This is a genomic window from Burkholderia territorii, assembly GCF_001718335.1.
In the GTDB taxonomy this organism is placed as follows: Bacteria; Pseudomonadota; Gammaproteobacteria; order Burkholderiales; family Burkholderiaceae; genus Burkholderia; species Burkholderia territorii.
Map to the genome: position 1 here is coordinate 216,822 of NZ_CP013367.1, position 25,945 is coordinate 242,766.

The following is a 25,945-nucleotide window of genomic DNA, read 5'->3' on the forward strand; positions in this document are numbered from 1 at the left end:
TCCTCACGAGGGCTGGTCGGGCGGCACGGCCGCGACCGCGATCACGGCGGCGTGCGCGGCGACGTCGAGGCCGGCCTCCGGCCATGAGCGCGGGCCGGCATCGGGTGTCGCGGTGTCGAGCAGCACGCGGTAGTCGAGCACCGGCGCGGGCGGCCTGAACGTGATGGCCTCGGTCGACGCGTTCAGCATCACGAGCAACGCCTCGGTGCGCCCGGTGCGGCCCGTGCCGACACGGCGCATCGTCAGCGCGCGGCGCTCGCCGTCCTCCCACGCCGGCACGCTGAGCGCGTCGCCGTGTTCGTCGAACCAGTCGATCTCGTGCATGCCGGGGGCGCCATCGCGGTCGCCCGACGGATATTGCGGCGCGGACATCACCGGATACATGCGCCGCATCGCGGCGAGCCGCGACACGAAGCGCGTCATCTGCACGCCTTCGTCGCTGTGCGCAAGCTCCCAGTCGAGCCACGACAGTTCGTTGTCCTGGCAATACGCGTTGTTGTTGCCGTGCTGCGTGCGGCCGAATTCGTCGCCGGCGACGATCATCGGCGTGCCGAGCGCGGTAAACAACGTCGCGAGCATCGAGCGCGCGACCCGCGCGCGCAGGTCGCGGATCGACGCGTCGTCGGTGGCGCCTTCGACGCCCCAGTTCGCGCTGCAGTTGTCGTCGCGGCCGTCGCGGTTGTCCTCGCCGTTCGCGTCGTTGTGCTTGTGCGCATACGACACGACATCGGCGAGCGTGAAGCCGTCGTGCGCAGTGATGAAGTTCACCGACGCCCACGTGCGGCGCCGTTGATGGTTGAACAGGTCAGCGGAGCCCGCGAGGCGCGCGGCGAGCTCCGGGCGCTGCCCCGCATCGCCGCGCCAGAAGCGCCGCACCGTGTCGCGAAAGCGGTCGTTCCATTCGGCGAAGCCGGGCGGGTGGCGGCCGAGCTGATAGCCGCCCGGCCCGAGATCCCACGGCTCGGTGATCAGCTTGCGCTGCGCGAGCACCGGGTCCTGCCGCAGTGCGTCGAAAAAACCGGCGCCCGGCTCGAAGCCGTGATCCTCGCGGCCCAGCGTCACGCCGAGATCGAAACGGAAGCCGTCGATATTGAACGCGGTGGCCCAGTAGCGCAGCGAGTCCATCACCATCTGCACGACGCGCGGATGCGACATGTTAAGCGTGTTGCCGCAGCCGGTCTCGTCGACGTGATAACGCGGGTCGTCGGGCCGCAGCCGGTAGTAGCTCGCGTTGTCGAGGCCGCGCCACGACAGCGTCGGGCCAAGCTCGTTGCCTTCGCACGTGTGGTTGTAGACGACGTCGAGCACGACCTCGATGCCGGCCGCGTGCAACTGCCGGATCGCGATGCGCATTTCGTCGAGCCGCCGCGTCGACAGATACGACGGCTCGGGCGCGAAGAATGCGGCCGTGTCGTAGCCCCAGTAGTTGCGCAGCCCGCGATTCACGAGCGCGCGCTGTTGCAGGAACGCGTGCACGGGCAGCAGCTCGACGGTCGTCACGCCGATCGACAGCAGGTGATCGATGAACGCCGGATGCGCGAGCGACGCGAAGGTGCCGCGCTCCGGCGCGCGCAGCCCGGGGCGGCGCATCGACGCGCCGCGCACGTGGGTCTCGTAGATCACGGTGCTGCGCCACGGGACGTCCGGGCGCCGGTCGGTGCGCCAGTCGAATGCCTCGTCGACGACCACGGCCTTCGGCATCGCGGGCGCCGAGTCGCGGCGGTCCATCGACAGGTCCGCGCGGTTCGAGTGCACGCGATAGCCGAACAGCGCGTCCGACCAGCGGAAATGACCGACCAGCTTGCGCGCGTACGGATCGAGCAGCAGCTTGGTCGGATTGAAGCGGTGGCCGTGCTGCGGCTGGTACGGTCCGTCCGCGCGAAAGCCGTACACGGTGCCCGGATGCGCGTTCGGCAGGTAGCCGTGCCACACCTCGTCGGTGCATTCGGGCAGGTCGAGCCGCGCAAGTTCCTTGCGTCCGGTCGGGTCGAACACGCACAGCTGGATGCGGTGCGCATGCGCGGAAAACACCGCGAAGTTGGTGCCGAGACCGTCCCAGGTCGCGCCGAGTGGATAGGGGCGGCCGGGATCGAGTCGGGGTGGCAGGGCGGTCGGCATGGGGAGGGTCTCCGTGTCGAGGGCGCCGGGTGTCAAGCCGGACTCAGCCATAACGTCGCCAGCGGCGGCAGGCGCAATACGGCCGACCACGACTCGCCATGCGCGGGCACGGCTTCCGCCCACACGGCGCCGTCGTTGCCGGCGTTGGTGCCGCCGTACACGGCGGCATCGGTGTTCATCAGTTCGCGCCACTGGCCGGGTGCGGGCAGCCCGATGCGATAGCCGGCGCGCGGCACCGGCGTGAAGTTGCTGATCGCGACGACGAGGCGTCCGGTATCGTCGCGGCGCGCGAACGCGAACACGCTGTTGTCGCGATCGTCGCCGATCAGCCACGCGAAGCCGGCGGCATGGCAGTCGAGCGCATAAAGCGCCGGTTCGGCCGCGTACGCACGGTTGAGATCGCGCACGAGCCGTTGCACGCCGCGATGCGCGGGCGCGTCGAGCAGGTCCCAATGCGGCGTCGCGTCGTGCGCGAACTCGGACCATTGCGCGAATTCGCTGCCCATGAACAGCAGTTTCTTGCCGGGGTGCGCCCACATGAAACCGAAGTACGCGCGCAGCGTCGCGAGCCGCTGCCATGCGTCGCCGGGCATCTTCGCGGCGAGCGAGCCCTTGCCGTGCACGACCTCGTCGTGCGACAGCGGCAGCACGAATCGTTCGGAGAACGCATAGACGAGCCCGAACGTCATCCGGTCGTGGTGGTAGCGGCGATGGATCGGGTCCTCGTGCAGATATGCGAGCGTGTCGTGCATCCAGCCCATGTTCCACTTGAAGTCGAAGCCGAGCCCGCCGTCGCCGGTCGACGCGGTGACGCCCGGCCACGCGGTCGATTCCTCGGCGAAGGTGACGACGCCCGCCGGCGCGAGCGCGCCATGCAGCGTGTCGTTCAGCGTGCGCAGGAACGCGACCGCTTCGAGATTCTCGCGCCCGCCATGCACGTTCGGCACCCATTCGCCTTCCTTGCGCGAATAGTCGCGGTACAGCATCGATGCGACCGCGTCGACGCGGATTCCGTCGACGTGATAGCGCCGCGCCCACGCTAGCGCCGACGCGATGAGGAACGCGCCGACCTCGTTGCGGCCGAGGTTGAACACGCAGGTGTTCCAGTCGGGATGCATGCCTTCGCGCGGATCGGCGTGCTCGTACAGCGCGGTGCCGTCGAACTGCGCGAGACCATGCGGATCGTTGGGGAAGTGCGCGGGTACCCAGTCGACGATCACGCCGATGCCGGCCGCATGCGCGCGATCGACGAAGCGCGCGAAGCCGTCGACCGGGCCGAAGCGCGCGGACGGCGCAAATTGCGCGAGCGGCTGGTAGCCCCACGAGCCGCCGAACGGATACTCGGAAATCGGCATGAATTCCACGTGCGTGAAGCCCATGCCGCGCACGTACGGGATCAGCCGCTCCGCGAGCTCGTCCCAGGTTGCGCTGCGGTCCATTTCCTCGGGCACGCGCTGCCACGACTCCGGATGGACCTCGTAGATCGACCACGGGACGCGAAAGCGCCGGTCAGGATCCGGCCGCGCGTGGAGCCAGCCGTCGTCGTGCCACGCGAAGCCGTCGAGCGCGGCCGTGTCGGCGACGACGGACGCGGTGCGCGGCGGCGCTTCGGTCGCGCGCGCGCACGGGTCGGCCTTGTGCGGCAGCACGCGGCCGTCTGCCGCGCACAGCTCGTATTTGTAGTGTTCGCCGGCGCCGATGCCCGGCACGAACAGTTCCCACACGCCCCAGGGCCGCCGCAGCCGCATCGGATGACGGCGGCCGTCCCAGCTATTGAAATTGCCGACCACGGACACGCGCTGCGCATTCGGCGCCCACACGGCGAACCGCACGCCGTCGACGCCGTCGATCCGGATGGGCGTCGCGCCGAGGCAGTCGAGCACGGCGCCCGGGTCGCCGGCCGCGAAGCGGGCCAGCGCGGCGTCGTCGAGCAGCGTGCCGAACGCATACGCGTCGTCGGTCACCTGCCGCGCGCCGGGCCAGTCGATCGCCAGCTGGTAATGCCCGTCGCGCGCGATCGTCCCGGCGAAGCAGCCGGCATCGTCGACGCACGCGAGCGTGCCGAGTTCGTCGCCGTCGGGCGTGACCGCGCGCACGCGCCGCGCGCCGGGCAGCAGTGCGCGCACGACGGTCCGCCCGGCATCCGCATGCGGGCCGAGGCATGCGAACGGGTCCGGATGGCGGCCGGCGAGCAGCGCATCGATATCGCGGCGGTCGAACAGCGTGTCGGTCATCGGGTACCTCCGTGGTCGGATGCGCGTTTCGCATCCAGCAGTCGTTCGACGAGCGCGGCGAGCCCGCTGACCGGCACGCCGAGCCAGTCGGGCCGGTTCGACGCTTCGTAGCAGAGCTCGTACGACGCCTTGTCGATCAGGAACAGCGCGAGCAGGCGATCGGCGTAGCGCGGGTCGACGAAGCGTTCGGGCGCCTGGTCGGCGGCCGTGCGATAGCATTCGACGAAGCGGTCGGCGGCGGCCTGCCCGAAGCGGTCGAACAGCGCACGCTTGCGGCCGGCCGCTTGCGGCGGCGCCTTTTCGATCGCGAATTGCGCGGTCGCGCTCACGTACGACAGCGAGCGCAGGAACCCGGCCACGTCGCGCAGCGGGTGCGACTTCGCGCGGCGCCGCTCGAGCGGGCGCGCGGGCTCGCCCTCGAAGTCGATCAGCAGCGCATCGCCCTGCACGTCGAGCACCTGGCCGAGATGGAAATCGCCGTGAATCCGCGTGCATTGCGCGTCGAGCGTGCGCGGCACCAGCTCGCCGAGCGCCTGCACGGCTGCGTCACGCGACGCGAGCAGCGTGTCGGCGGCCGCACGCGCCGCCGGATCGAGCGCTTCGAGCGCATCGAGGCGGGTGGCAAGCACGTCGAGTGCATGCCTGAACGACGCGATCGCATCGACGGTCCAGCCGTCGACGTGTTCGGGCGTCGCGCGCTCCGGCGTGAACGCCGGGTCGTCGGACGGCTGCGCGAGCGCCACGTGCAGCTGGCCGAGCCGCGTGCCGACGATGCCCGCGAACGCCGCGTAGCCGAGCAGCGCGTCCGGCTCCTCGTCGGGCTCGGCCGCTTCGCCGTCGGCGACGGCCGGCAGCGCGAGCTCGTCGACCGCGCGTTTCAGGAAGTCGAACGAGCGCGTCCACGCGTCGCCCTGGTTGTCGACGTAGCGCTGCAGGATCGCGACCGTATGCGGCGAGCCGTCCGGATCGACGTGCACGACCTCGCCCGCGAGCGTCGCGGTGTTCGCGTAACCGATCCGCGTCAGGTGGCGGCTCATCTCCGCTTCCGGATGGACGCCGTGCGCGACCTTGCGCACCAGCTTCAGCACGATCTGGTCGCCGATCACGAGCGAGCTGTTGCTCTGTTCGGCGGCGAGCCAGCGCACTTCGGCGTCGTCGCCGGGATCGAGCGCGGCGAGTGCTTGCTCGGGCAGGAACTCGAGGCGGCCGCCATCGGAGGTCGGCACCGTCGCGCCGTCGCGCAGCTTGCGCAGCATCCCGCGCGCGAATGCGGGCAGCGCGAATGCATCGGTCAGGTAACCGACCGTGTGGCCGCGCCGAACGCGCGCGAGCGCGAGCTGGGTGAACAGCGGATGCGACGTCTCGCCGCCCCACGCGGCGGCGAGCGGCACGACGTAGCGCTCGACGCGGCCGTCGCTCGCGGACACCCACGCCTCCGCGTACTGGAACGGCTCGTCAGGTATCGGCGTGACGACATTCAGCCACGCATCGCCGATCTTGCGGTCCTTCGACGCGAACCAGCGCCGCCGCGCGAGCCACGACGCGAGCGCATCGTGCGCAAGCGCATGCAGTTGCCCGACATCCGGCCGCGCGTCGCCGCGCCGCATCACGATCGTCACGTACTCGGGCAGCGGCTCCGCGTGCGGCTGCCGCCACGACGGCTCGCGGCCATGCTCGGACAGCACGAACCACAGGAATCCGTACGGCGGGAAAGTGAGCAGGTAAGTGAGCTGCCCGATCGGCGGAAACGGCGAGTCCGACGTCATCTCGATCGGCACGCGGCCCGCGAATTCGGACAGGTCGAGTTCGACCGCCTGCGACGAGCGCGACAGGTTCGCGACGCACAGCACCGTCTCGTGGCCTTCGAGTTCGCGCAGGTAGGCGAGCACCTTGCGGTTCTCGGGGCGCAGGAAGCGGATCGTGCCGCGCCCGAACGACTGCGTCGCGCGACGCGTCGCCAGGATGCGGCGCGTCCAGTTCAGCAGCGAATGCGGGTCGCGCGTCTGCGCCTCGACGTTGACCGCGTCGTAGCCGTACAGCGAGCCCATCACGGGCGGCAGCACCAGCAGTTCCGGGTCCGCGCGCGAGAAGCCGCCGTTGCGGTCCGACGACCATTGCATCGGCGTGCGCACGCCGTCGCGGTCGCCGAGGTGGATGTTGTCGCCCATGCCGAGTTCGTCGCCGTAGTAGATCACCGGCGTGCCGGGCATCGACAGCAGCAGCGAGTTGATCAGCTCGATGCGGCGCCGGTCGCGCTCCATCAGCGGCGCGAGGCGGCGCCGGATGCCGAGGTTGAGCCGCGCGCGCCGGTCGGACGCATAGGTTTGCCACAACAGGTCGCGCTCGGAGTCGGTCACCATCTCGAGCGTCAGCTCGTCGTGGTTGCGCAGGAACACGGCCCACTGGTTGCTCGGCGCGAGCGCCGGGGTCTGCCGCATGATGTCGACGATCGGGAAGCGGTCCTCGCTCGCGATCGACATGTAGATGCGCGGCATCAGCGGGAAGTGGAACGCCATGTGGCATTCGTCCTCGTGGCCGAAGTATTCCTGCACGTCCTCCGGCCACTGGTTCGCTTCCGCGAGCAGCATCCGGTTCGGATACTCGGCGTCGATCGTCGCGCGGATGCGCTTCAGGATCGCGTGCGTCTCCGGCAGGTTCTCGTTGTTGGTACCTTCGCGCTCGACCAGATACGGCACCGCGTCGAGCCGCAGCCCGTCGATGCCGAGATCGAGCCAGAAGCGCATCACCTGCAGCACCTCGCGCACGACGGCCGGATTGTCGAAGTTCAGGTCCGGCTGGTGCGAGTAGAAGCGGTGCCAGTAATACTGGCCGGCGATCGGATCGTGCGTCCAGTTCGACGTTTCGGTATCGAGAAAGATGATCCGCGTGCCCGCGTATTTCGTGTCGGTGTCGGACCACACGTAATAGTCGCGATACATCGAGCCCGGTTTCGCGCGCCGCGCGCGCTGGAACCACGGGTGCTGGTCCGACGTGTGGTTGATCACCAGCTCGGTGATCACGCGGATCCCGCGCGCGTGCGCTTCGCGGATGAAGCGCCGCACGTCGGCCAGCGTGCCGTAGTCGGGATGCACGTCGCGGTAGTCGGCGATGTCGTAGCCGTCGTCGCGGCGCGGCGACGGATAGAACGGCAGCAGCCAGATCGTGTCGACGCCGAGCTCGGCGATGTAGTCGAGCTTCATGATCAGGCCGGGGAAGTCGCCGATCCCGTCGTTGTTCGAGTCGTAGAACGACTTCACGTGCACCTGGTAGATGATCGCGTCCTTGTACCACAGCGGATCGTCCGCGCAGAGTGCGGGCGCGCGGCGCCGCGAACGGCGCCGGCGCGGCGTGCCGGCCGGTGCGAGCGACGGGAATTGCGCGCGGCGCACGTCGTCGAGGGAGTCTTCGCGATTCATCAGGCGTGTGCTCCTGAAGGATGCCGGGCATCGCCCGGCGCGGGCGCCGCCGCTCGCGCGGCGCCGGGAGACGGCGCGAGCCGCCAGATCGCATACGGCCGCACGTGCGGGTCGAGCGATACGTACTGGCGATGCCCGCGCCAGGTTTCGGCATGCGCGGCATCCTGTTCGAGCGCGTCGAGCGGCTCGCCGTCGACCAGCCCGAGGCCGCGCCACAGCGATGCGTCGAGCGTGAAGTTGGTGGCCTGCGGATGCCACGGGTCGAGGCTGATCGCGACGGCGACGACGCTGTCGTACGCGGGCGTCGCCTTCACGAACACGATGACCTGGTCGTTGTCGGCGTCGGCGAACGCGAGACCGAGGTGGGTCTGCAATGCCGGATGCTCGCGCCGCGCGCGGTTCAGCCGCGCGATTTCGGTACCGATGTGCGCGGCCTTGCTCCAGTCGCGCGCGCGCAGCTCGTATTTCTCCGCGTCGGCGTATTCCTCGCTGTCCGGCAGCGGCGCGGATTCGCCGATCTCGAAGCCCGAGTACACGCCCCACGAGCCGGCGAGCGTCGCGGCGAGCGCCGCGCGGATCACGAACTGCGAGCGCGGCGCGTTCTGCAGGTGGCGCGGATTGATGTCGGGCGTGTTCACGAAGAAGTTCGGCCGGAAGAACTCGCGCGGCGGGCCGGCCGTCAGCTCGGTCAGGTAGTCGATGAACTCGCGCTTCGTCTCGCGCCACGTGAAGTACGTGTACGACTGCGAGAAGCCGACCTTCGCGAGCCGGTACATCATGCCCGGCCGCGTGAACGCCTCCGACAGGAACACGACGTCCGGATGCCTGCCGCGCACGTCGGCGATCATCCATGCCCAGAACGGCAGCGGCTTCGTGTGCGGGTTGTCGACGCGGAAGATCCGCACGCCCGCGTCGACCCAGAACAGCACCGCATCGCGCAACGCGAGCCACAGGTCGGGCAGCGCGTCCGGCGCGTAGAAATCGGGATTCACGATGTCCTGGTAGCGCTTCGGCGGATTTTCCGCGAAGCGCAGCGAGCCGTCGGGGCGCCACGCGAACCAGCCCGGATGCTCGGCGAGCCACGGGTGGTCGGGCGAGCACTGGATCGCGAAGTCCAGCGCGATCTCGAGCCCGTGCGCGCGCGCCGCATCGACCAGCGTGCGGAACGACGCGAGCGTGCCGAGTTGCGGATGCACGGCCGTGTGGCCGCCGTCGGCCGAGCCGATCGCGTACGGGCTGCCGACGTCGTCCGGCCCGGCCTTCAGCGAGTTGTTGCGGCCCTTGCGCGCGGTCGTGCCGATCGGGTGGATCGGCGGGAAATACAGCACGTCGAAGCCCATGTCGCGGATGCGCGGCAATTGCGCGATCACGTCGTCGAACGTGCCGTGCCGGCGCGCGTCGTTGCTTGCCGAGCGCGGGAACATTTCGTACCAGCTCGAGAAGCGCGCCGCGCGGCGTTCCACTTCAACGGGGTAGACCGTTTCGTCGTGCGTGACGAACGGCCGGTAACGCAGCGCCGCGAATGCGTCCGCGAGTTCGGGCGCGCCGATGAGCGCGAGGCGATCATCGGGCGACGCATCGTTGAAGTCGGCCGCCAGCCGTTCCATCCGGGCACGCGCGCGCGGATCGGCCGGCTCGCCGCGCTTCAGCGCGGTCGCGAGCAGCAGTTGCGCCTCACGCACCTCCAGCGCCACGTCCTGGCCGGCCGCACGCTTTTTCGCCACGTCGGTGACGAGCGATGCCCAGTCATCGCGCCACGCGATCACGCGGAATGCATGGCGTCCGAGCCGGTCGAGCGCGACGCGCGCGTGCCAGCGGTCGTTCGGCTCCGCGACGAACGGCACCTCGCGCCAGTCGCTTTCGTCGTCCGCGCGCCATTGCAGCGCGGCCGACAGATGCGCATGCCCGTCCGAGAAGATCGACGCGTGCACGACCAGCGTTTCGCCGATCACGCGCTTGATCGCGAAGCGGCCGCCGTCCACCGCGGGCTCGACGCGCTCGATCGCGATCCGGTCGGCCGCGAGCGCGGCGGACAGCGCGGTCCGCTCGCGCGCGGTATCGGCACGCGCGGTCGCGGGCGGCGCGCGCCGTGCGTCGAGCAGCGCATGACCGCCGGGTTCGAGCGTGAAGGCCGGCAACGCGACGGGCGCGTTGCGCGGCGTGCCGTCCGGTGGCGCGACGTGCGTGAAGGCGCCTGGCACCCCGGGCAGGATCGTGGCGGGGTCGACGGTCGCTTCGTCATCGAGATCGGGATTCAGCGCAATCAGGAGTGCCGCGTCGTCGTGTTCGAGCGACGGGCCCGTGCCGCGCAGCAGCGCGGTCGCGGCCGCGCCGGGGGCGCTCAGTTGCACGATTTCGCCGCGCTCTGCCGCGAGCGGCGTCGCGCGGCGCCACGCATTCGCGTCGGCGATCGCGCCGGACAGGTCGAAGCGCGCACCGTCGAACGCGGCGCGATAGCGCGTCGCGTCCGCATCGCGCGCCATCAGCGGCAGCGTGACGCCGCGCTCGAAACCCATCGGCACGAGCCAGCCGGTGCCGACCGCCGCGGCCGTCCACAACGCGCGGCGGTACGCGCGGGCGACCGTCTCGTCCGGCGCGTCGTTCCAGTCGTCGGCGAGGCGCGGGCCGTCGTACGCGTCGGGAAACGCGATCGGCGAGCCGATGCGGCGCAGCAGCCGGTGTTCGTCCGCGAACCACGGCGAACGCAGATCCCACCAGCGCACCGACGAGAACACGGCGTCGAAGCCGGCCGCCTCGAATTGCGCGAGTGCGTCGCGCGCATGGCCCGGTACGCCGGCCAGCACCGCGACGTCCGGGCGCGCACGACGCAGCGCCGCGCGCCAACCCGGCCACCACGCGGCCGGCAGATGATGTGGCGCGTCGATCAGGAAGCCGGTCGCGCCGGCGTCCGCGAACGCGGCGAGATGCGCGACCCACCATGCGCCGAGTGCATCGTGGGCGGCGTCCTCGCCGACCTGGGCATGCGCGACGTCGAGTTCGTGCGCGGCGCGGCGCGGATCGATCAGCGCGTCGTCGTGCGAGCGCTCGACATACCAGCCGGGGTGTTCGGCACGCAGCGGGTTCTCGCGCGCGATGCGGTCCGGTATTACTTCGAGCATCACGCGCAGCCCGTGGCCGTGCGCGAGCTGCGCGAGCCGCGAGAAGGTCTCGAGCGCACCGGCGCGCGTCGCGAAGGTCGCGGCCGGCCGGTGGAAGTCGGCGACGTGGCGCGGGAACCCCGCGACGCTGGCGGCCCAGAAGCCGCCGATCAGCACGTGATCGAAGCCCATGCCCGCGACGTGCGCGAACATGTCCGGCCACGCGTCGAGCGGACCGACGACGCGGGCATCGCAGAAATAGAGGTGTGGGGCGAAGGGTGGCGTGACGTTCATGGAATGGCGTGGGCGGGCGGCGGCGAACGGTAACGGGGGTGCACCGCAACCTGCGTGCCTGCGGCGCGGCGCCCCGTGCGGCCATGGATGTGCGGATGCAGGGTGCCGATTCCTCTGTCGTTTTTACATGAACGCTGTACGGCCGCTGGAGCATGCGCGCGGCGTAGCCGGCGGCACGCCCTCCGTCACATGCGCGGAATCGAGCGGATGTCCGAGCTTTCGCCGACGGCCGGATCGTCGTCCGATTCGGGAAGCGGCACGCCGGGGTCGTAACGCACGGGCGCGCCGCGCTCGATCCGGTGCGCGAACGATGGCGGGGCGTCGACATCGTCGCCGAAGCGCGCCCGCACGAATGCGCGCAGCAGCGCGGTGCGCACGTCGGGCGCGCGCGCCGCGCAGGTCGACGGGCCGTCGATGAAGCATGCGTCGCATTCGACGCCGTCGCCGCGCCGCGCGATCCGCAAGTCGCCGACGCGATCGAGCACGGCGCCCGCGTCGGCCCACGACGTGGACGGCGCGAAATGCGCGTCGAGGCGCCGCAACGCATCGCACGCGGCGGTCACGATCAGCTGCGGGTCGACGGCCGTGAAGCACAGCGTGTCTTCGTCGTCTGCGCACAATGCGCGCGCGCACCAGTAGTCGAGGGCGGTTCCGGCGAGTTCGTCGGTTCGCATGGGCAGGCTCCGTCAGGATTCGTCAACGCGGTGCGACGCGTGCGCAAGCGGCGTGCCAGGCGGCGAAGCGACACGCATTCGCGCCACGAGCGGGTAGTGATCCGATGCGCGCCGGGCCAGGATGCTGCGATGCACGTTCACGTCGATCAGCAATTCGCCCGGATGGATCCAGATCCGATCGAGCGAGAACACCGGGTACAGCGTCGGGAACGTGCGCGGCGCCGGCGCGCGGCGAAACCGCGTGACCAGCGTCTGCAGCGCGCGGCCGCGCACGAACCATTCGTTGATGTCGCCCATCAGGATCACCGGCATCGTGCCGGTGTCGAACGCGGCCAGCAGCCGCTGGACCTGCGCGCTGCGCTCGTTTGCCGACAGCCCGAGATGGGTCGCGACCACGCGCAGCGTGCCCGCGCCGCAGTCGATGTCCGCGTCGAGCGCGCCGCGCGGTTCGCGCTGATGGAACGACAGGTCGAGCGTGCGTGCCGCGCGGATCGGGCAGCGCGACAGCACGGCATTGCCGTAGCGGCGCTCCGGCGTGTCGATGGTCGGCCCGGCCACCGCGTGCATGCCGGTCGCGTCGCGCAGGTGCGCGAGCACGTCGGGCGCACGCGTTCCGCCGAGCGGCACCTCCTGCAGCGCGACCACGTCCGCGTCGAGCTCGTGGATGACCGCCGCGATCCGGTCGGCCGCGCGCGCGGGCCATGCGCCGTAGCCGCCGCGGATGTTGTACGTCGCGATCCGCAGGTCGCGCCCGCCCGGCGCGGCGGCGGGCGGGCCGTCCGACGCGACGATGTCCGGCGGCGGGGCCGGCTGCCGGCTCAGCGCCATCGTCGCAGCACCCTGACGAGCAGCACCGACACCCCGACCAATACGACGCCGATCGCCGCGAGCCACGCGAACGCGCGGGGCCCGGGATGGCTGAATGCGGCGGTCAGCTGGTGCGCGAACGTGACGGTCAGCACGACGCCGGGCAGCATGCCGATCGCGGTGCCGACCAGGAAGTCGCGCAGGCCGATGTGCGATGCGCCGGCAACGAGGTTCACGATGGTGAACGGCGCGACCGGCAGCAGGCGCAGCACGGCCATCGCGATCACGCCGCGCCGGCCGATGTGCTCGCTGAGCCGGTTCGCGCGCGCGCCGGCGAGCCGGCGCACCGCGTCGCGGCCGAGCCAGCGGCCGATTCCGTAGGTCGCGGCGGCGGCCACCATCGTGCCGGCGGACGCATACGCGAAACCCGGCCACGCGCCGAACACGAGGCCCGTGACGGTGATCAGCAGCGTGATCGGCACCGACAGCGTTGCCGCGACCACGTAACCGGCCAGCAGCAGCGCGGGTGCGCCCGGCAGTTGCGCGGCGTGGGTGGCCGCTTGCGCGAGCGACGCGACGTTCAGCGCCTTGCCGAGCGGCGAGAAGCGCCACGCGAGCGCGAGTGCCGCGATCAGCAGCACGGCCGCGCCGAGCACGAAGAAGCGCGCGGTCAGCGAGCGGTGCTGTTCGTGCGGCACGAATTCGCGGACGAACCGGTCCGGCTCGATCGGCTGCTCGGGGTCGAGCCGTGCGCTGACCGGCACCAGCGCGTCGAGTTGCGGCGTCACGACCGGGTCGAGCGTGCGCAACGTGCGGCCCGGTTTCGCGCGCAACCGGTCGAGCGCGGCGTTGGGCCGTCCGGCTTGCGCGAGCGCGGCGGCGACGGCCTCCGGCGTCGTGCCGAGATGTTCGGCCAGCAGGCGGTCGCGCATCCCCGCGATCGCGGCACGGATGCGTGGCTCGCCGGCCGCGACGAGCGCGATGCAGCATTCGGTGTCGAGCACCATCGACCGGTTGTTCAGGTTCGCGCTGCCGATCACGATGCATTCGTCGTCGACGATCTGGATCTTGCTGTGCACGTTCACGCACGCATCGCCGAGGCCGTCGACGTGCGGATACAGCAGCCGGTAGCGGTCGAAGCGGTCGGCGGACTTGAGCGTGGCGTGCAGCCGCGCGCGCAGCACGCCCATCGTCGCTTCCTGCAGCCAGCCGCTCTGCACGCGCGGCGCGACGACCGTCACGTCCGGCCCGTCGACGTCGGCCAGCCGCGCGGACAGTGTCTCGCGCACCACCGTCGCGGTGAGATACTGGTTTTCGATGTACAGGTGGCGCCGCGCGGCGCGGATCGCGTCCTCGACGAGCGCGCGCACCTGACGCACCGGCTCGCGGTCGCGGTGACGCGGCGCCGTGTACGCAATGCCGAGCCGCACGTCGCGCAGGTCGACGCGCGCGTCGGGCGGCCACGGGTCGACGTCCTCGTCACGCTCGAGATGCCGCCGCGCGCGGATCGCGATCCGGCGTCCGCACGCGTTGAACCAGCGCGAGCGTGCCTGCTCGCCGATCGCGGCGGCCGCGTCGCCGTCGAACATCGCCTGCACGTCGTGAAACGGCGCGTACGGCATCCCCTGTGCGTTGCGGCGGCGCGGATCGTCGGCCGCGTGCGCGGGCGTGTCCCAGCGTGCGCGCGTCAGGTCGAGCCCGCCGACGAACGCGAGACGGTCGTCGATCACCACGAGCTTCTGGTGATGCGACGCGCCGCGCGGATGCGTGTCGTCGAGGCGAAAGCGAATGCCGCGATGCGCGCGCCACGCGGCCCGATAGACGGGCGGCCAGTCGCGCTCCAGCGCGTAGATCATCGCGAAGTCCCACGCGAGCACGTAGATGCGCAGGTTGTGCCGCGCGGTCGCGAGCGCGTGGAGGAAGGCGGCGAGCGTGTCGGGCAGGCCGTCGTCGGCGCCGGCAGGCGACAGCCGCATCTGGCTGTCGACGTCCCATCCGACGATGAACACGGTGTGGCGCGCGCGCCGCAGTGCGGCGCGCAGCGTCGCGAAATATGCGTCGCCGTCCACCAGCATCGCGAAGCGGTCCGCATCGCGGATCGTGTCGCAGTTGCGCCCGCATTCGAGCAGCCCGTGTCTTGCCGGCTCGTTCGTGTGCGAGGGATCGGCCAATGCGCCGTCGGGGCCCGCCGTCGCGAATGCGGCGCGCGGCATGCGGTCCGGCACGATCATCGGGCATCGCCCCCCGGCTCGCCGTCGATGCGTTGCAGCAGCGCGTCGCAACGCGCGCGCAGCGCCCGCAGTTCCGGCGAATCGGCGTCGATCCGGATGCGTTCGCCGCTGTCGGGATCGCCGTACGCGGCCGCGATCTCGTAGATGCCTTGCGCGATCGTGGTGGACGCGGCCGCGATCCGGATCCGGTCGAGCCAGCCGCATTCGACGTGATGGCACGCGAGCCATGCGCGCAGCGCGCCGACCACCTGGCCGGTAGTGAGCCATGTACCGCCGCGCATGCGTGCGGTCAGCTGGCTCGTCACGAGGTAGGAGAGCAATTCGGTCTGGGTCACACGAAACTCCTTGACGAGGTGTCGGGCCTGCAGGTTCGCACGCCGGCGATGCCCTGCAGCGCCTCGCAGATCGCCGCAAATTCCGCGCCGCTCGTGCGGGAGAACGACACCGAGATGTCGTCGGTGTCCGGATCGTCGTCGGACTGCTGGACGATGAACCGTTTCACGCGCACGCGGCCGGTGCCGAGCGTGTCGTGCAGCGTGCCGAGCGTGAGGCCGCCGCGCTCGACGACCAGCCGCAGCGTGCGCTGTTGGCGCTGCGCGATGAAGCGGCGCTCGATCGGCTTCACGCCCGCGAGGATCGCGAGCACGATCGCCGTCGCGCCGATCGACGCGACGTACATGCCGCCGCCCGCCGCGAGACCGACGCCGGCCACCGCCCACAGGCTCGCGGCCGTCGTCAGCCCGCGCACGACCTCGCCGCGCAGCAGGATCGAGCCGGCGCCGAGAAAGCCGATGCCCGACACCACCTGTGCGGCGACCCGCGACGGATCGAGCACGACGCCGTTCTGTCCGCGTACGTCTTCGAAGCCGAAGGTGGAGACGAGCATCACGAGCGCCGAGCCGACGCACACCAGCATGTGCGTGCGCAGGCCGGCGGCCCAGTTGAGCCGTTCGCGTTCGAGCCCGATCACGCTGCCGAGCAGGGCGGCGAGCAGCAGGCGTCCGAGGAGTTCGACATGGCCGATCATCGTGGCCTCCTTTTTTTGTCCGGTGTTCCGGAGCGTTCGATGCGCAAGGAGGATGCAAGGTGCGTGCCGGATTCCCGGATAGCGGGCACGCCTCGTGCGCGCAGGGCCGACGGCGCGCGCGGCGATCATGCGGCGCGCATTTTTTGCATCGCCATCGCAGATAAGCACAGGGGGCCAGGATGCAACATCAACAGGACGCACAGGTCCGCGACCCGTATCGCGGCCACGAGATCCGCGTATGGGCGCGGCGCAACGAACGCGGCGCATGGGCCGACGAAGTGCAGGTGTACGTGGATGGCGCGCGCATCGAGTTGTATGTGCCGGAGCCGGTCGGCCCCGAATGGCTGACCGAGGACGAGGCGCTACGCGCGGGCGTCGAGCGCGGACGCTATCTGGTCGACAAGCGCGTCGACGACGATTGACGCGGCGGCGCGCGGGTCGACCGCGCGCGGGCCGGCCGGCATGGCGCTTGCGCGCGGCTCGCGCATTGCCTGAACGCACGCCGGCGCCGCGCCGGGAGGACCCATGAACGATCCGCGCACCCTTCAGATCTACCGCTACGATCCCGACCGCGACACCGCGCCGTACATGCAGCGTTACGACATCGACGTGGCGCCCGACGACCGGATGCTGCTCGACGTGCTCGGCCGCGTGAAGCGCGAGGACGAGACGCTGTCGTATCGACGCTCGTGCCGCGAGGGCATCTGCGGCTCGGACGCGATGAACATCAACGGCAAGAACGGCCTGGCGTGCCTGACCAACATGAAGACGCTACCGCGCGAAATCGTGCTGCGACCGCTGCCGGGATTGCCCGTGGTGCGCGACCTGATCGTCGACATGACGGATTTCTTCAACCAGTACCATTCGATCCGCCCGTACCTGATCAACGATACGATGCCGCCGGAGCGCGAACGGCTGCAGTCGCCCGAGGAGCGCGATCAGCTCGACGGGCTGTACGAATGCATCCTGTGCGCGTGTTGCTCGACGTCGTGCCCGAGCTACTGGTGGAACCCGGACAAGTTCGTCGGGCCCGCCGGCCTGCTGCAGGCGTACCGGTTCATCGCCGATTCGCGCGATCTCGCGACGGCCCAGCGGCTCGACGATCTCGAGGACCCGTATCGGCTGTTCCGCTGCCGCACGATCATGAACTGCACGGACGTGTGCCCGAAAGGGCTCAATCCGACCAAGGCGATCTCGGAGATCCGCGCGATGCTCGTCAGGCGGACCGTGTAGCGCCGTCGCGCATCACGGCCGCGCCGCGATCTCGTCGAGGTGCCACAAAAGGTCCGCCGGATCGTCGTACACGCGCAGCGCGCCCGCGCGTTCCAGCTCGTCGCTGCCGTAGCCGCCCGACAGCAAGCCGACGCCCAGCGCGCGGCAGCGGCTCGCGGCGAGCATGTCCCAGATGCTGTCGCCGACCACCACCGTGTGCTCGATCGGCACGTTCAGCTTCGCGGCGGCCGTGACGAACAGATCGGGGTCCGGCTTCGCATACTTGACCTGGTCGCGCGTGACGACCACCTGCTTCGCCGGATCGACGCCGAGCGCTTCCAGGTTGATCGCCGCGGTTTCCATCCGCCCGCTGGTCGCGATCGCCCAGCGGATGCCCGCGTTCGACAGCGCGGCCAGCAGCTCGCGCGCGCCGGGCAGCGGCCGGACCTGCGCGCGCAGCCGCTGGTAAGCGGCGGCGTGCAGTCGCGCGAGCCGCTCGACGCGCTCGGCATCGATGTCGCCGGCCGTCTCGCGCAGCAGCTGGTTCAGGAACAGGCCGCCGCTCATCCCGATCTTGCGGTGGATGCGCCACACCGACAGCTCGATGCCCTCGGCATCGAGCGCTTCCTTCCATGCGAGCACGTGCTGGTAGACGCTGTCGACAAGCGTGCCGTCGAGATCGAACAGAAACGACGTTTCAATGCGCATGTGAATCTCCTGGCCCGATGAGGTTCGGGCGAATCGTCCGCGAAAAGTCCTTCGACGCATTATCGGCGCACGGCCGTGTCATCGCCATATCCCGGCGCCGCGGCCGGCACCGGCGTGTCATTTGCCGCTGGTACAATCGCGCCGATGTGCCGGGCGCCGATGCGCCGGGCAGGCTGCCCGCGCCGCACGCGCCTCCAACCCTCGTCGAATTCCCGTATGGCAACTCCGGACGCCGTCAGTTCCGAACAGTCGTGGTGGGGCGTCGTGGCCCTGGCACTCACTGCCTTCATCTTCAACACCACCGAATTCGTGCCCGTCGCGCTGTTGAGCGCGATCGGCGACAGCCTGCGGATGCAGCCGACCGACGTCGGCCTGATGCTGACGATCTATGCGTGGGCCGTTGCCGTCGTGTCGCTGCCGCTCACGTTCGTCACGCGCCACGTCGAGCGCCGCAAGCTGCTGAGCGGCGCGCTGCTGGTGTTCATCGGCAGCCACGTCGTCACCGGCGTCGCGTGGAATTTCACGGTGCTGATGATCGGCCGGCTCGGCATCGCGTGCGCGCATGCGGTGTTCTGGTCGATTTCCGTTCCGCTGGCCGTGCGCCTTGCGCCAAGCGACCGCAAAAGCCGCGCGTTGAGCCTGCTCGCGATGGGCTCGGCGATCGCGATGGTCGCCGGCATTCCGCTCGGGCGCGTGATCGGCGAGGCGCTCGGCTGGCGCGTGACGTTCCTCGTGATCGGCGGCGCGGCGGCCGTCGCGCTGCTGATGCTGCGCGTGACGCTGCCGGCGTTGCCCAGCCAGGGCGCCGGATCGCTGTCCAGCATCGGCATGTTTCTCAGGAAGCCGGCGCTGGTGTCGTTGTACGCGATCACCGTGCTGGTCGTGTCCGCGCATTTCACGTCGTACACGTACATCGAGCCGTTCGTGCAGAGCGTCAATCATGCGAGCAGCAGCCGGATTACCTACGTGCTGATCCTGTTCGGCGTCGCCGGCTTGCCGGCCGCCATCTGTTTCAACCGCGTATTTCCGGAGCGGCCGGCCGATTTCCTGCTCGCATCGATCATCGCGCTGTCGGCGTGTCTGCTGATCCTGTTCCCGAGCGCGCTGAATATCGTCACGCTGTCGGTGCACACGCTGGTGTGGGGCGGCGCGATCGTCTGCTTCGGGCTCGCGATGCAGGCCTGGGTGCTGAAGCTCGCGCCCGAGGCGACCGATCTCGCGGTGTCGATCTTTTCCGGGCTGTACAACGTCGGCATCGGTGCCGGCGCGCTGCTCGGCAACCATATCGCCGGGGATTTCGGCCTGCCGTGGATCGGCACGTTCGGCGGGGTGGTCGGGATCGTCTCCGCCGGCATCGCATGGGCCGCGTTGCGGCTGCATGAGCGACGGGCGGTGGCGTAGTCCGCCGTCGCTGTCGGCCGCGCGGCTGCCGCAAGGTCGCCGACTCCTTGATGCGACACGTCGGCGCCTTCAAACCGTGACCGATCGCCTCGACGCCTTCAACCCGTGACCGATGCCGTCCGGCGCGCAGGCACGCGACATGCGCCGCCTTGCGCGTTCGTGCCGGTTCGTCCATGACGTGGCCGCGCGGCCATGTTGCCGTTCGCCCGGAACGGCGCCGACGTGCGCGACCGGATCCTTCGCGATGGCCGTTCCCGTCGCGCGCATGGCCGGCAGCCCGGCCGATCCGGCGTAGCCAGCACGATGGATACGCACTTCGGAGGCGGTATGGAACGCGAGTTGAAACTGCGGATCTCCGCAAAGGACCTCGACAGGCTGCGTCACGCGCCGTTGCTCGCGCAAGCCGGGCGCGCCGGCACGTCGCAACAGCTGACGAGCACCTACTTCGATACGCCCGCGCTGGCCTTTCACCGGTGCGGCGCGTCGCTGCGGGTGCGCGCGAGCGGCGACGGCAGGATTCAGACGTTGAAGCTGGAAGGAGCGGCGCAGGCCGGGCTGTTCGACAGGGACGAGTTCGAAATGCCGGTCGATGGCGACGTTCCCGATCTCGAGCCGCTGCAGGCGTGCATCCCCGAGGACAGCGACTGCGGCAGGCTCGTGCGCGATGCGGCCACGGCCAGCCAGCTCAAGCCCGTATTCGTCACGCGGATCAGGCGCTCGGTGGTTCCGCTGCGCTTGCCGTCCGGCGATGAACTCGAGGTCGCGCTCGACAAGGGCACCGTCGACGCGGAGCCGGGCTCGGTCCCGATCGCCGCCGTCGAACTGGAGCTGAAGCACGGTGAGCCGGAAAGCCTGTACGGCGTCGCGCGGGCATTGCTCGACGTCGTGCCGTTGCGGATCGATCGCGACAGCAAGGCCGATCTCGGCTACGGGCTGCTCGTCGGCGAGCACCGACCGGCAGTCAAGGCGCGACCGGTGCGACTGAAGAAGCGCGATTCGATCGAAGACGCATTTCGCCGCATCGCGAGCAACTGTCTGGACCAGATCAATGCGAACGAACGAGGCGTCGCGTCGGGGCACGATCCGTCATGCGTCCATCAGATGCGCGTCGGGCTGCGGCGCTTGCGTTCCGCCCTCGACCTGTTCGAGAAGGTGATTCCCGCGATTCCGGGCCTTGACGACGAACTGCGCTGGATCGCGTCCGAATTGGGCACCGCGCGGGACTGGGAGGTGCTTGCGGGATCCACGCTCGAACAGGCCGGCGCGAACGGCCATCCCGACGACGTTCGTGCGGCCCGCGACGCGTGCGAGCAGATCGCGGTCAGGAACCGGCAGCGCGCGGCCGAGGCGGTCGAGTCGGTCCGCTACACGCGGCTCGCGTTGCAACTCGCGTCGTGGGTGAGCCGACGAGGCTGGCGAGACGGGATGTCCGACGCGCAGCGCGAGGCGATCGATCGGCCGGCGACGGAGTTTGCCGTCGATGTGCTGCGTCGGCGGCACCGCAAGCTGATCAAACGCGGCAAGGGCCTGGCCGATCTCGACGATCACCGTCGTCACCGTGCCCGCATCGCCGCGAAGAAAGTCCGATACGCGACCGAATTCTTCGCGTCACTCTGTTCCAAACGGGCCGTCAAGTCATACGTCGGCGCGCTGACCGCGCTTCAGGACGATCTAGGCTGGCGCAACGATGCCGTCGTCGCGGACCGGCTTCTGAAGGCGCTGCCTCGCACGTCGCCCGCCGCCGCGCCGGGCGCGGCCTTTGCGCGCGGCTTTCTGAACGCCCGCGTGGCTGCCGATCATCGGACGTTGCAGACGCTGTGGAAGCGCTTCAGGCGTCTTTCGCCGCCGCACTGACCGGGCCGCGGGGACGTGGCCGGATCGTGGCGCGTTCGCGCGGAAGATGGGCGGCCGGCCACACCGCCTGCCCATCAGGAAAACCCTGATCCACCCGGCCCGGACGTCGATTTCCGCCGACGTCGCCAACCGCCGGCCGGCCCGTCGCTCCCCGTTCGCGATGCGGCGCGCCGAAACCCGTCCCGCGCCTCCCATCAAGCCTTCCGGCGGTGCAAACCAGACAAAATTGGTATGGCGCACTGCAATATTTCGCTATCTACAGCCGATTTCAATACCTGTCAGGTATGAAAAAGCGAGACCAAAAGTATTGGACGGTCCATTTCCGCGCCGCGTATAAATCCGTTCCATGAACTCCCCACACGCAGCGTGCCCCATGTCCCCAGTCACCATCGAACGCATTGAAACCCGCCTCGTCGACCTGCCGACGATCCGTCCGCACAAGCTGTCGGTCGCCACGATGCACGGCCAGACGCTGATGCTGGTGAAGGTGACCTGCAGCGACGGCGTGACGGGCACGGGCGAAGGCACCACGATCGCCGGGATGGCCTATGGCCCGGAAAGCCCGGAAGCGATGAAGCTCGCGATCGACGCTTACCTCGCACCGGCCGTCATCGGCAAGGATGCGACGCGCATCCAGGCGCTGATGGCGTTCCTCGGCAAGCTCGCGAAGGTCAATCACTTCGCGAAGAGCGCGCTTGAAACCGCGCTGCTCGATGCGCACGGCAAGCGCATCGGCGTGCCGGTCAGCGAGCTGCTCGGCGGGCGCAGGCGCGATCGCCTGCCGGTCGCATGGACGCTCGCCTCGGGCAACACGGCGACCGACATCGCCGAAGCGGAGCGCATGCTGGAGCTGCGCCGCCACAACGTGTTCAAGCTGAAGATCGGCGCGAAGGCGCTCGACGCGGACATCCGGCACGTGGCCGAGATCAAGCGGGCGGTCGGCGAGCGCGCCTCGGTGCGCGTCGACGTGAACATGGCGTGGAGCGAAACGCAGGCCGCGCGCGCGATTCCGGCGCTCGCCGATGCCGGCTGCGAACTCGTCGAGCAGCCGGTCGCGTCGGCCGCGGCGCTCGCGCGCCTGATGCGCCGCTTTCCGGTTGCGCTGATGGCCGACGAAATCCTGCAAGGCCCGGACAGCGCGTTCGAGATCGCGAAGCATCACGGCGCGGACGTGTTCGCGATCAAGATCGAGCAGAGCGGCGGCCTGTTCGCCGCGCAGCGCGTCGCGGCGATCGCGGATGCGGCCGGCATCGAGCTGTACGGCGGTACGATGCTCGAAGGCGCGTTCAGCACGGTTGCGTCCGCGCATCTGTTCGCGAGCTTCGCGAATCTGCAGTGGGGCACCGAACTGTTCGGACCGCTACTGATTACCGAAGAGATTCTCGCGACCCCGCTCGACTACAGCGATTTCGAACTGACCGTGCCGAGCGGACCGGGCCTCGGCATCGAACTCGACGAAGCGAAGGTCGCACGCTTCACCCGCGACGGGCTGACGAAAGTGTCGCGCTGACCCGCTGACCCGCGACAGCGCGCAATAACCCGCAATAACACGATCACGCACAGGACATCACGATGCTTTTCCACGTACGCATGGACGTCAACCTGCCGGCCGACATGCCGGCCGGCGTGACCGACGAGATCAAGACCCGCGAAAAGGCGTATTCGCAGGCGCTGCAGCACAGCGGCAAGTGGCGCCACATCTGGCGCATCGCCGGCGAATACGCGAACTACAGCGTGTTCGACGTGTCCGGCAACGCCGAGCTGCACGAGATCCTGACCGGCTTGCCGCTGTTCCCGTACATGAAGATTTCGGTGACGCCGTTGTGTCGCCACCCGTCGTCGATACACGACGGCGACGTTTGAGCCACGGAGCCGCCGCTGCTGCAACGGCGGGCACCGGGTCACCTTTCCCCAAAATACACGTGGAGACACCATCATGAGCGTCAAAGTATTCGAAACCAAGGAAGTGCAGGATCTGCTGAAGGCCGCGTCGAACGCGGGCGGCAATGGCGGCAACGCGCGCACGCAGCAGGTCGTGCTGCGGCTGCTCGGCGACCTGTTCAAGGCGATCGACGACCTCGACATCACGCCCGACGAAGTGTGGGCCGGCGTGAACTACCTGAACAAGCTCGGCCAGGACGGCGAGGCGGCGCTGCTCGCGGCCGGCCTCGGCCTCGAGAAGTATCTCGACATCCGGATGGACGCCGAGGACGAGGTGCTCGGCCTCGACGGCGGCACGCCGCGCACGATCGAAGGCCCGCTGTATGTCGGCGGCGCGCCGGTTCGCGACGGCGTCGCGAAGATCGACGTCGATGCGGATGAAGGAGCTGGCCCGCTCGTGATCCATGGCACGGTCACCGGCCTCGACGGCAAGCCGGTTGCCGGCGCGCTGGTCGAATGCTGGCACGCGAACTCGCACGGCTTCTACTCGCACTTCGACCCGACCGGCACGCAGAGCGACTTCAACCTGCGCGGCGCGGTGAGGACGGGCGCGGACGGCAAGTACGAATTCCGCACGCTGATGCCGGTCGGCTACGGCTGCCCGCCGCAGGGCGCGACGCAGCAACTGCTCGACCGCCTCGGCCGCCACGGCAACCGCCCGGCGCACGTGCACTTCTTCGTGACCAGCGACGGCCACCGCAAGCTCACGACGCAGTTCAACATCGACGGCGACCCGCTGATCTGGGACGACTTCGCGTATGCGACGCGCGAAGAGCTGATTCCGCCCGTCACCCGCAAGACCGGCGGCGCCGCGCTCGGGCTGAAGGCGGACGCATACCAGGACATCGAGTTCAACTTCGTCCTGACGCCGCGCGTCGAGGGCAAGGACAACCAGATCGTCGAACGCCTGCGCGCTTCCGCCACGGCATAACCGCCCGACGGCACGGCGGCGCGGTCAGCGCCGCCGGCCGGCTACCCGCGAGATTCAATCGATACCGATGCGAGCGTGCTTGCAGGAGCCGGCACGCGCACTGGAGGAACCAACATGTCCGCCACGATCGACCACACCACCGAACTGGACCACCTGCTCGCCACCGCCGTGCAGGACGACAAGGAGGCCGGCGTCTTCCGCTGCCGCCGCGACATCTTCACCAACGAGGCGCTCTTCGAGCTCGAGATGAAGCACATCTTCGAGCGCAACTGGGTATATCTCGCACATGAAAGCCAGATCCCGAACAACAACGATTACTACACGACGTGGATCGGCCGCCAGCCGATCGTCATCACGCGCGACAAGGCCGGCGAGCTGCACGCGGTGATCAATGCCTGCGCGCACAAGGGCGCGATGCTGTGCCGCCGCAAGCACGGCAACAAGGGCAGTTTCACGTGCCCGTTCCACGGCTGGACCTTCTCGAACACCGGCAAGCTGCTGAAGGTGAAGGACGAGAAGACGACCGAGTATCCGGTGCAGTTCAACACGCACGGCTCGCACGACCTGAAGAAGGTCGCGCGCTTCGAGAACTATCGCGGCTTCCTGTTCGGCAGCCTCAGCGACGACGTGCTGCCGCTCGACGAGTATCTCGGCGAGGCGCGCGTGATCATCGACCAGATCGTCGACCAGGCGCCGAACGGCCTCGAAGTGCTGCGCGGCAACTCCTCGTACATCTACGAAGGCAACTGGAAGATGCAGATGGAGAACGGCTGCGACGGCTATCACGTGAGCACCGTGCACTGGAACTACGCGGCGACGATGGGCCGCCGCAAGGAAGACGGCACCAAGGCCGTCGATGCGAACAGCTGGAGCAAGTCGGTCGCCGGCGTGTACGGCTTCGACCACGGGCACATCCTGCTGTGGACCAAGACGATGAACCCCGAGGTGCGGCCGGTGTACCAGCACCGCGACGAGATCAAGGCGCGCGTCGGCGACGTGCAGGCCGACTTCATCGTGAACCAGACGCGCAATCTCTGCGTGTATCCGAACGTGTTCCTGATGGACCAGTTCAGCACGCAGATCCGCGTCGTGCGTCCGCTCGGCGTCGACAGGACCGAAGTCAGCATCTTCTGTTTCGCGCCGAAGGGCGAGAGCGCGGCCGACCGCGCGACGCGCATTCGCCAGTACGAGGATTTCTTCAACGTGACCGGCATGGGCACCGCCGACGACCTCGAGGAGTTCCGCGCGTGCCAGGCCGGCTATGCGGGCATCACGGCGATGTGGAACGACCTGTCGCGCGGCGCGCCGCTTTGGATCGACGGGCCGGACGAGAACGCGAAAAAAATGGGACTGAACCCGCGCATGTCGGGCGAGCGCAGCGAGGACGAAGGGCTGTTCGTGTGCCAGCACGAATACTGGGTGCACGTGATGCGCGATGCACTGAAGAAGGAACGTGGGGAGGTAGAGGCATGAACATCGATTACCGGACCATCTGCGCGGCGCTGTATCGCGAAGCGCGCCTGCTCGACGACCGCGAGTGGGACGCGTGGCTGACCTGCTACACGGAAGACGTCACGTACTGGATGCCCGCGTGGGACGACGACGACCGGCCGACCGACGATCCGCACAGCCAGATCTCGCTGATGTACTACGCGGATCGCGGCGGCCTCGAGGATCGCGTGTTCCGGATCAAGACCGAGCGCAGCGGCGCGTCGACGCCCGAGCCGCGTACCAGCCACAACGTGACGAACGTCGAGGTGCTGGCCGAGCGCGACGGCGAGGTGGACGTGCGCTACAACTTCCACACGCTGAACCACCGCTACCGCGTGACCGATCACTTCTTCGGGACGATGTTCGTCACGCTGCGCCAGGTGGGCGACGCGCTGCTGATCTCGAACAAGAAGATCGTGCTGAAGAACGACTATATCCGGCAGGTGCTCGACGTGTACCACGTCTGACGCCCCGATCGATTCGATACGTAACACAGGGAGACGATGTC

19 protein-coding genes are annotated in these 25,945 nt (G+C 69.4%); 9 read left to right on the top strand and 10 right to left on the bottom strand.

Translation table 11 applies throughout. The features are described 5' to 3' along the window. Nucleotides 1-3: 3 nt before the first annotated feature. The 9 genes from glgX to WS51_RS27210 form a co-directional block, all read right to left on the bottom strand. Nucleotides 4-2,118 (bottom strand): glycogen debranching protein GlgX, encoded by a 2,115-nt coding sequence (glgX, locus tag WS51_RS27170; protein WP_059452360.1) that lies wholly within the window; start codon nt 2,116-2,118, stop codon nt 4-6. Nucleotides 2,119-2,150: 32 nt separating this feature from the next. Beyond that, nucleotides 2,151-4,352, bottom strand: a complete 2,202-nt coding sequence (gene glgB / locus WS51_RS27175) for a 1,4-alpha-glucan branching protein GlgB (RefSeq protein ID WP_059452361.1) — start codon at nt 4,350-4,352, stop codon at nt 2,151-2,153. Beyond that, nucleotides 4,349-7,768 (bottom strand): maltose alpha-D-glucosyltransferase, encoded by a 3,420-nt coding sequence (gene treS, locus WS51_RS27180; protein WP_059452362.1) that lies wholly within the window; start codon nt 7,766-7,768, stop codon nt 4,349-4,351. Before treS ends, glgB begins: the two co-directional genes overlap by 4 nt. After that, complete coding sequence (locus WS51_RS27185; RefSeq protein ID WP_059452363.1) at nt 7,768-11,160, bottom strand: maltotransferase domain-containing protein; 3,393 nt, start codon at nt 11,158-11,160, stop codon at nt 7,768-7,770. Before WS51_RS27185 ends, treS begins: the two co-directional genes overlap by 1 nt. Nucleotides 11,161-11,345: 185 nt before the next feature. After that, entirely contained in the window at nt 11,346-11,834 is a 489-nt protein-coding gene (locus tag WS51_RS27190; protein ID WP_059452364.1) for a phage protein NinX family protein, read from the bottom strand. A 12-nt stretch (nt 11,835-11,846) separates the two neighbouring features. Further along, complete coding sequence (locus tag WS51_RS27195) at nt 11,847-12,662, bottom strand: endonuclease/exonuclease/phosphatase family protein (RefSeq protein WP_059809646.1); 816 nt, start codon at nt 12,660-12,662, stop codon at nt 11,847-11,849. Next, nucleotides 12,653-14,872 (bottom strand): VTT domain-containing protein, encoded by a 2,220-nt coding sequence (locus tag WS51_RS27200; RefSeq protein WP_069230106.1) that lies wholly within the window; start codon nt 14,870-14,872, stop codon nt 12,653-12,655. Before WS51_RS27200 ends, WS51_RS27195 begins: the two co-directional genes overlap by 10 nt. After that, nucleotides 14,869-15,207, bottom strand: a complete 339-nt coding sequence (locus WS51_RS27205; RefSeq protein ID WP_059452367.1) for a hypothetical protein — start codon at nt 15,205-15,207, stop codon at nt 14,869-14,871. The genes WS51_RS27200 and WS51_RS27205 overlap by 4 nt, the downstream gene beginning before the upstream one ends. After that, nucleotides 15,204-15,899: an MgtC/SapB family protein gene (locus tag WS51_RS27210; protein ID WP_059452368.1), complete on the bottom strand. Its 696-nt coding sequence runs from the start codon at nt 15,897-15,899 to the stop codon at nt 15,204-15,206. The genes WS51_RS27205 and WS51_RS27210 overlap by 4 nt, the downstream gene beginning before the upstream one ends. 179 nt (nt 15,900-16,078) lie before the next feature. On the opposite strand from WS51_RS27210, the gene WS51_RS27215 reads away from it, so the two are divergent. Both WS51_RS27215 and WS51_RS27220 read left to right on the top strand, forming a co-directional pair. Then, a complete protein-coding gene (locus tag WS51_RS27215; protein WP_059452369.1) occupies nt 16,079-16,321 on the top strand; it encodes a DUF6566 family protein in 243 nt (80 codons plus the stop codon). Between the two features lie 103 nt (nt 16,322-16,424). Then, nucleotides 16,425-17,132, top strand: a complete 708-nt coding sequence (locus WS51_RS27220) for a succinate dehydrogenase/fumarate reductase iron-sulfur subunit (protein ID WP_059869041.1) — start codon at nt 16,425-16,427, stop codon at nt 17,130-17,132. A 12-nt stretch (nt 17,133-17,144) separates the two neighbouring features. Here the strand turns inward: WS51_RS27220 and WS51_RS27225 are convergent, their stop codons facing one another. Beyond that, nucleotides 17,145-17,819, bottom strand: a complete 675-nt coding sequence (locus WS51_RS27225; RefSeq protein ID WP_059452371.1) for an HAD family hydrolase — start codon at nt 17,817-17,819, stop codon at nt 17,145-17,147. Nucleotides 17,820-18,035: 216 nt separating this feature from the next. Here WS51_RS27225 and WS51_RS27230 point away from each other — a divergent pair, with 216 nt between their 5' ends. The 7 genes from WS51_RS27230 to benB all read left to right on the top strand — a co-directional run bounded on the left by WS51_RS27230 (nt 18,036) and on the right by benB (nt 25,904). Continuing rightward, nucleotides 18,036-19,220: a sugar transporter gene (locus WS51_RS27230; RefSeq protein ID WP_059542149.1), complete on the top strand. Its 1,185-nt coding sequence runs from the start codon at nt 18,036-18,038 to the stop codon at nt 19,218-19,220. A gap of 327 nt (nt 19,221-19,547) precedes the next feature. Beyond that, on the top strand, nt 19,548-21,074 hold the full coding sequence (locus WS51_RS27240) for a CYTH and CHAD domain-containing protein (protein WP_060297709.1): 1,527 nt from the start codon (nt 19,548-19,550) through the stop codon (nt 21,072-21,074). 373 nt (nt 21,075-21,447) lie between these two features. Further along, a complete protein-coding gene (locus tag WS51_RS27245; RefSeq protein WP_059452375.1) occupies nt 21,448-22,584 on the top strand; it encodes a muconate/chloromuconate family cycloisomerase in 1,137 nt (378 codons plus the stop codon). A gap of 62 nt (nt 22,585-22,646) precedes the next feature. Continuing rightward, on the top strand, nt 22,647-22,937 hold the full coding sequence (catC, locus tag WS51_RS27250; protein ID WP_059848835.1) for a muconolactone Delta-isomerase: 291 nt from the start codon (nt 22,647-22,649) through the stop codon (nt 22,935-22,937). A 73-nt stretch (nt 22,938-23,010) separates the two neighbouring features. Next, nucleotides 23,011-23,946, top strand: coding sequence for a catechol 1,2-dioxygenase (catA, locus tag WS51_RS27255; RefSeq protein WP_069230107.1), 936 nt, complete (start codon nt 23,011-23,013; stop codon nt 23,944-23,946). Nucleotides 23,947-24,060: 114 nt separating this feature from the next. Beyond that, entirely contained in the window at nt 24,061-25,419 is a 1,359-nt protein-coding gene (locus tag WS51_RS27260) for a Rieske 2Fe-2S domain-containing protein (protein WP_059542143.1), read from the top strand. Continuing rightward, nucleotides 25,416-25,904 carry a benzoate 1,2-dioxygenase small subunit gene (benB, locus tag WS51_RS27265; RefSeq protein WP_044843430.1) on the top strand — a complete coding sequence of 163 codons (489 nt, stop codon included), beginning with the start codon at nt 25,416-25,418 and terminating at the stop codon, nt 25,902-25,904. The genes WS51_RS27260 and benB overlap by 4 nt, the downstream gene beginning before the upstream one ends. Nucleotides 25,905-25,945 lie beyond the last annotated feature (41 nt).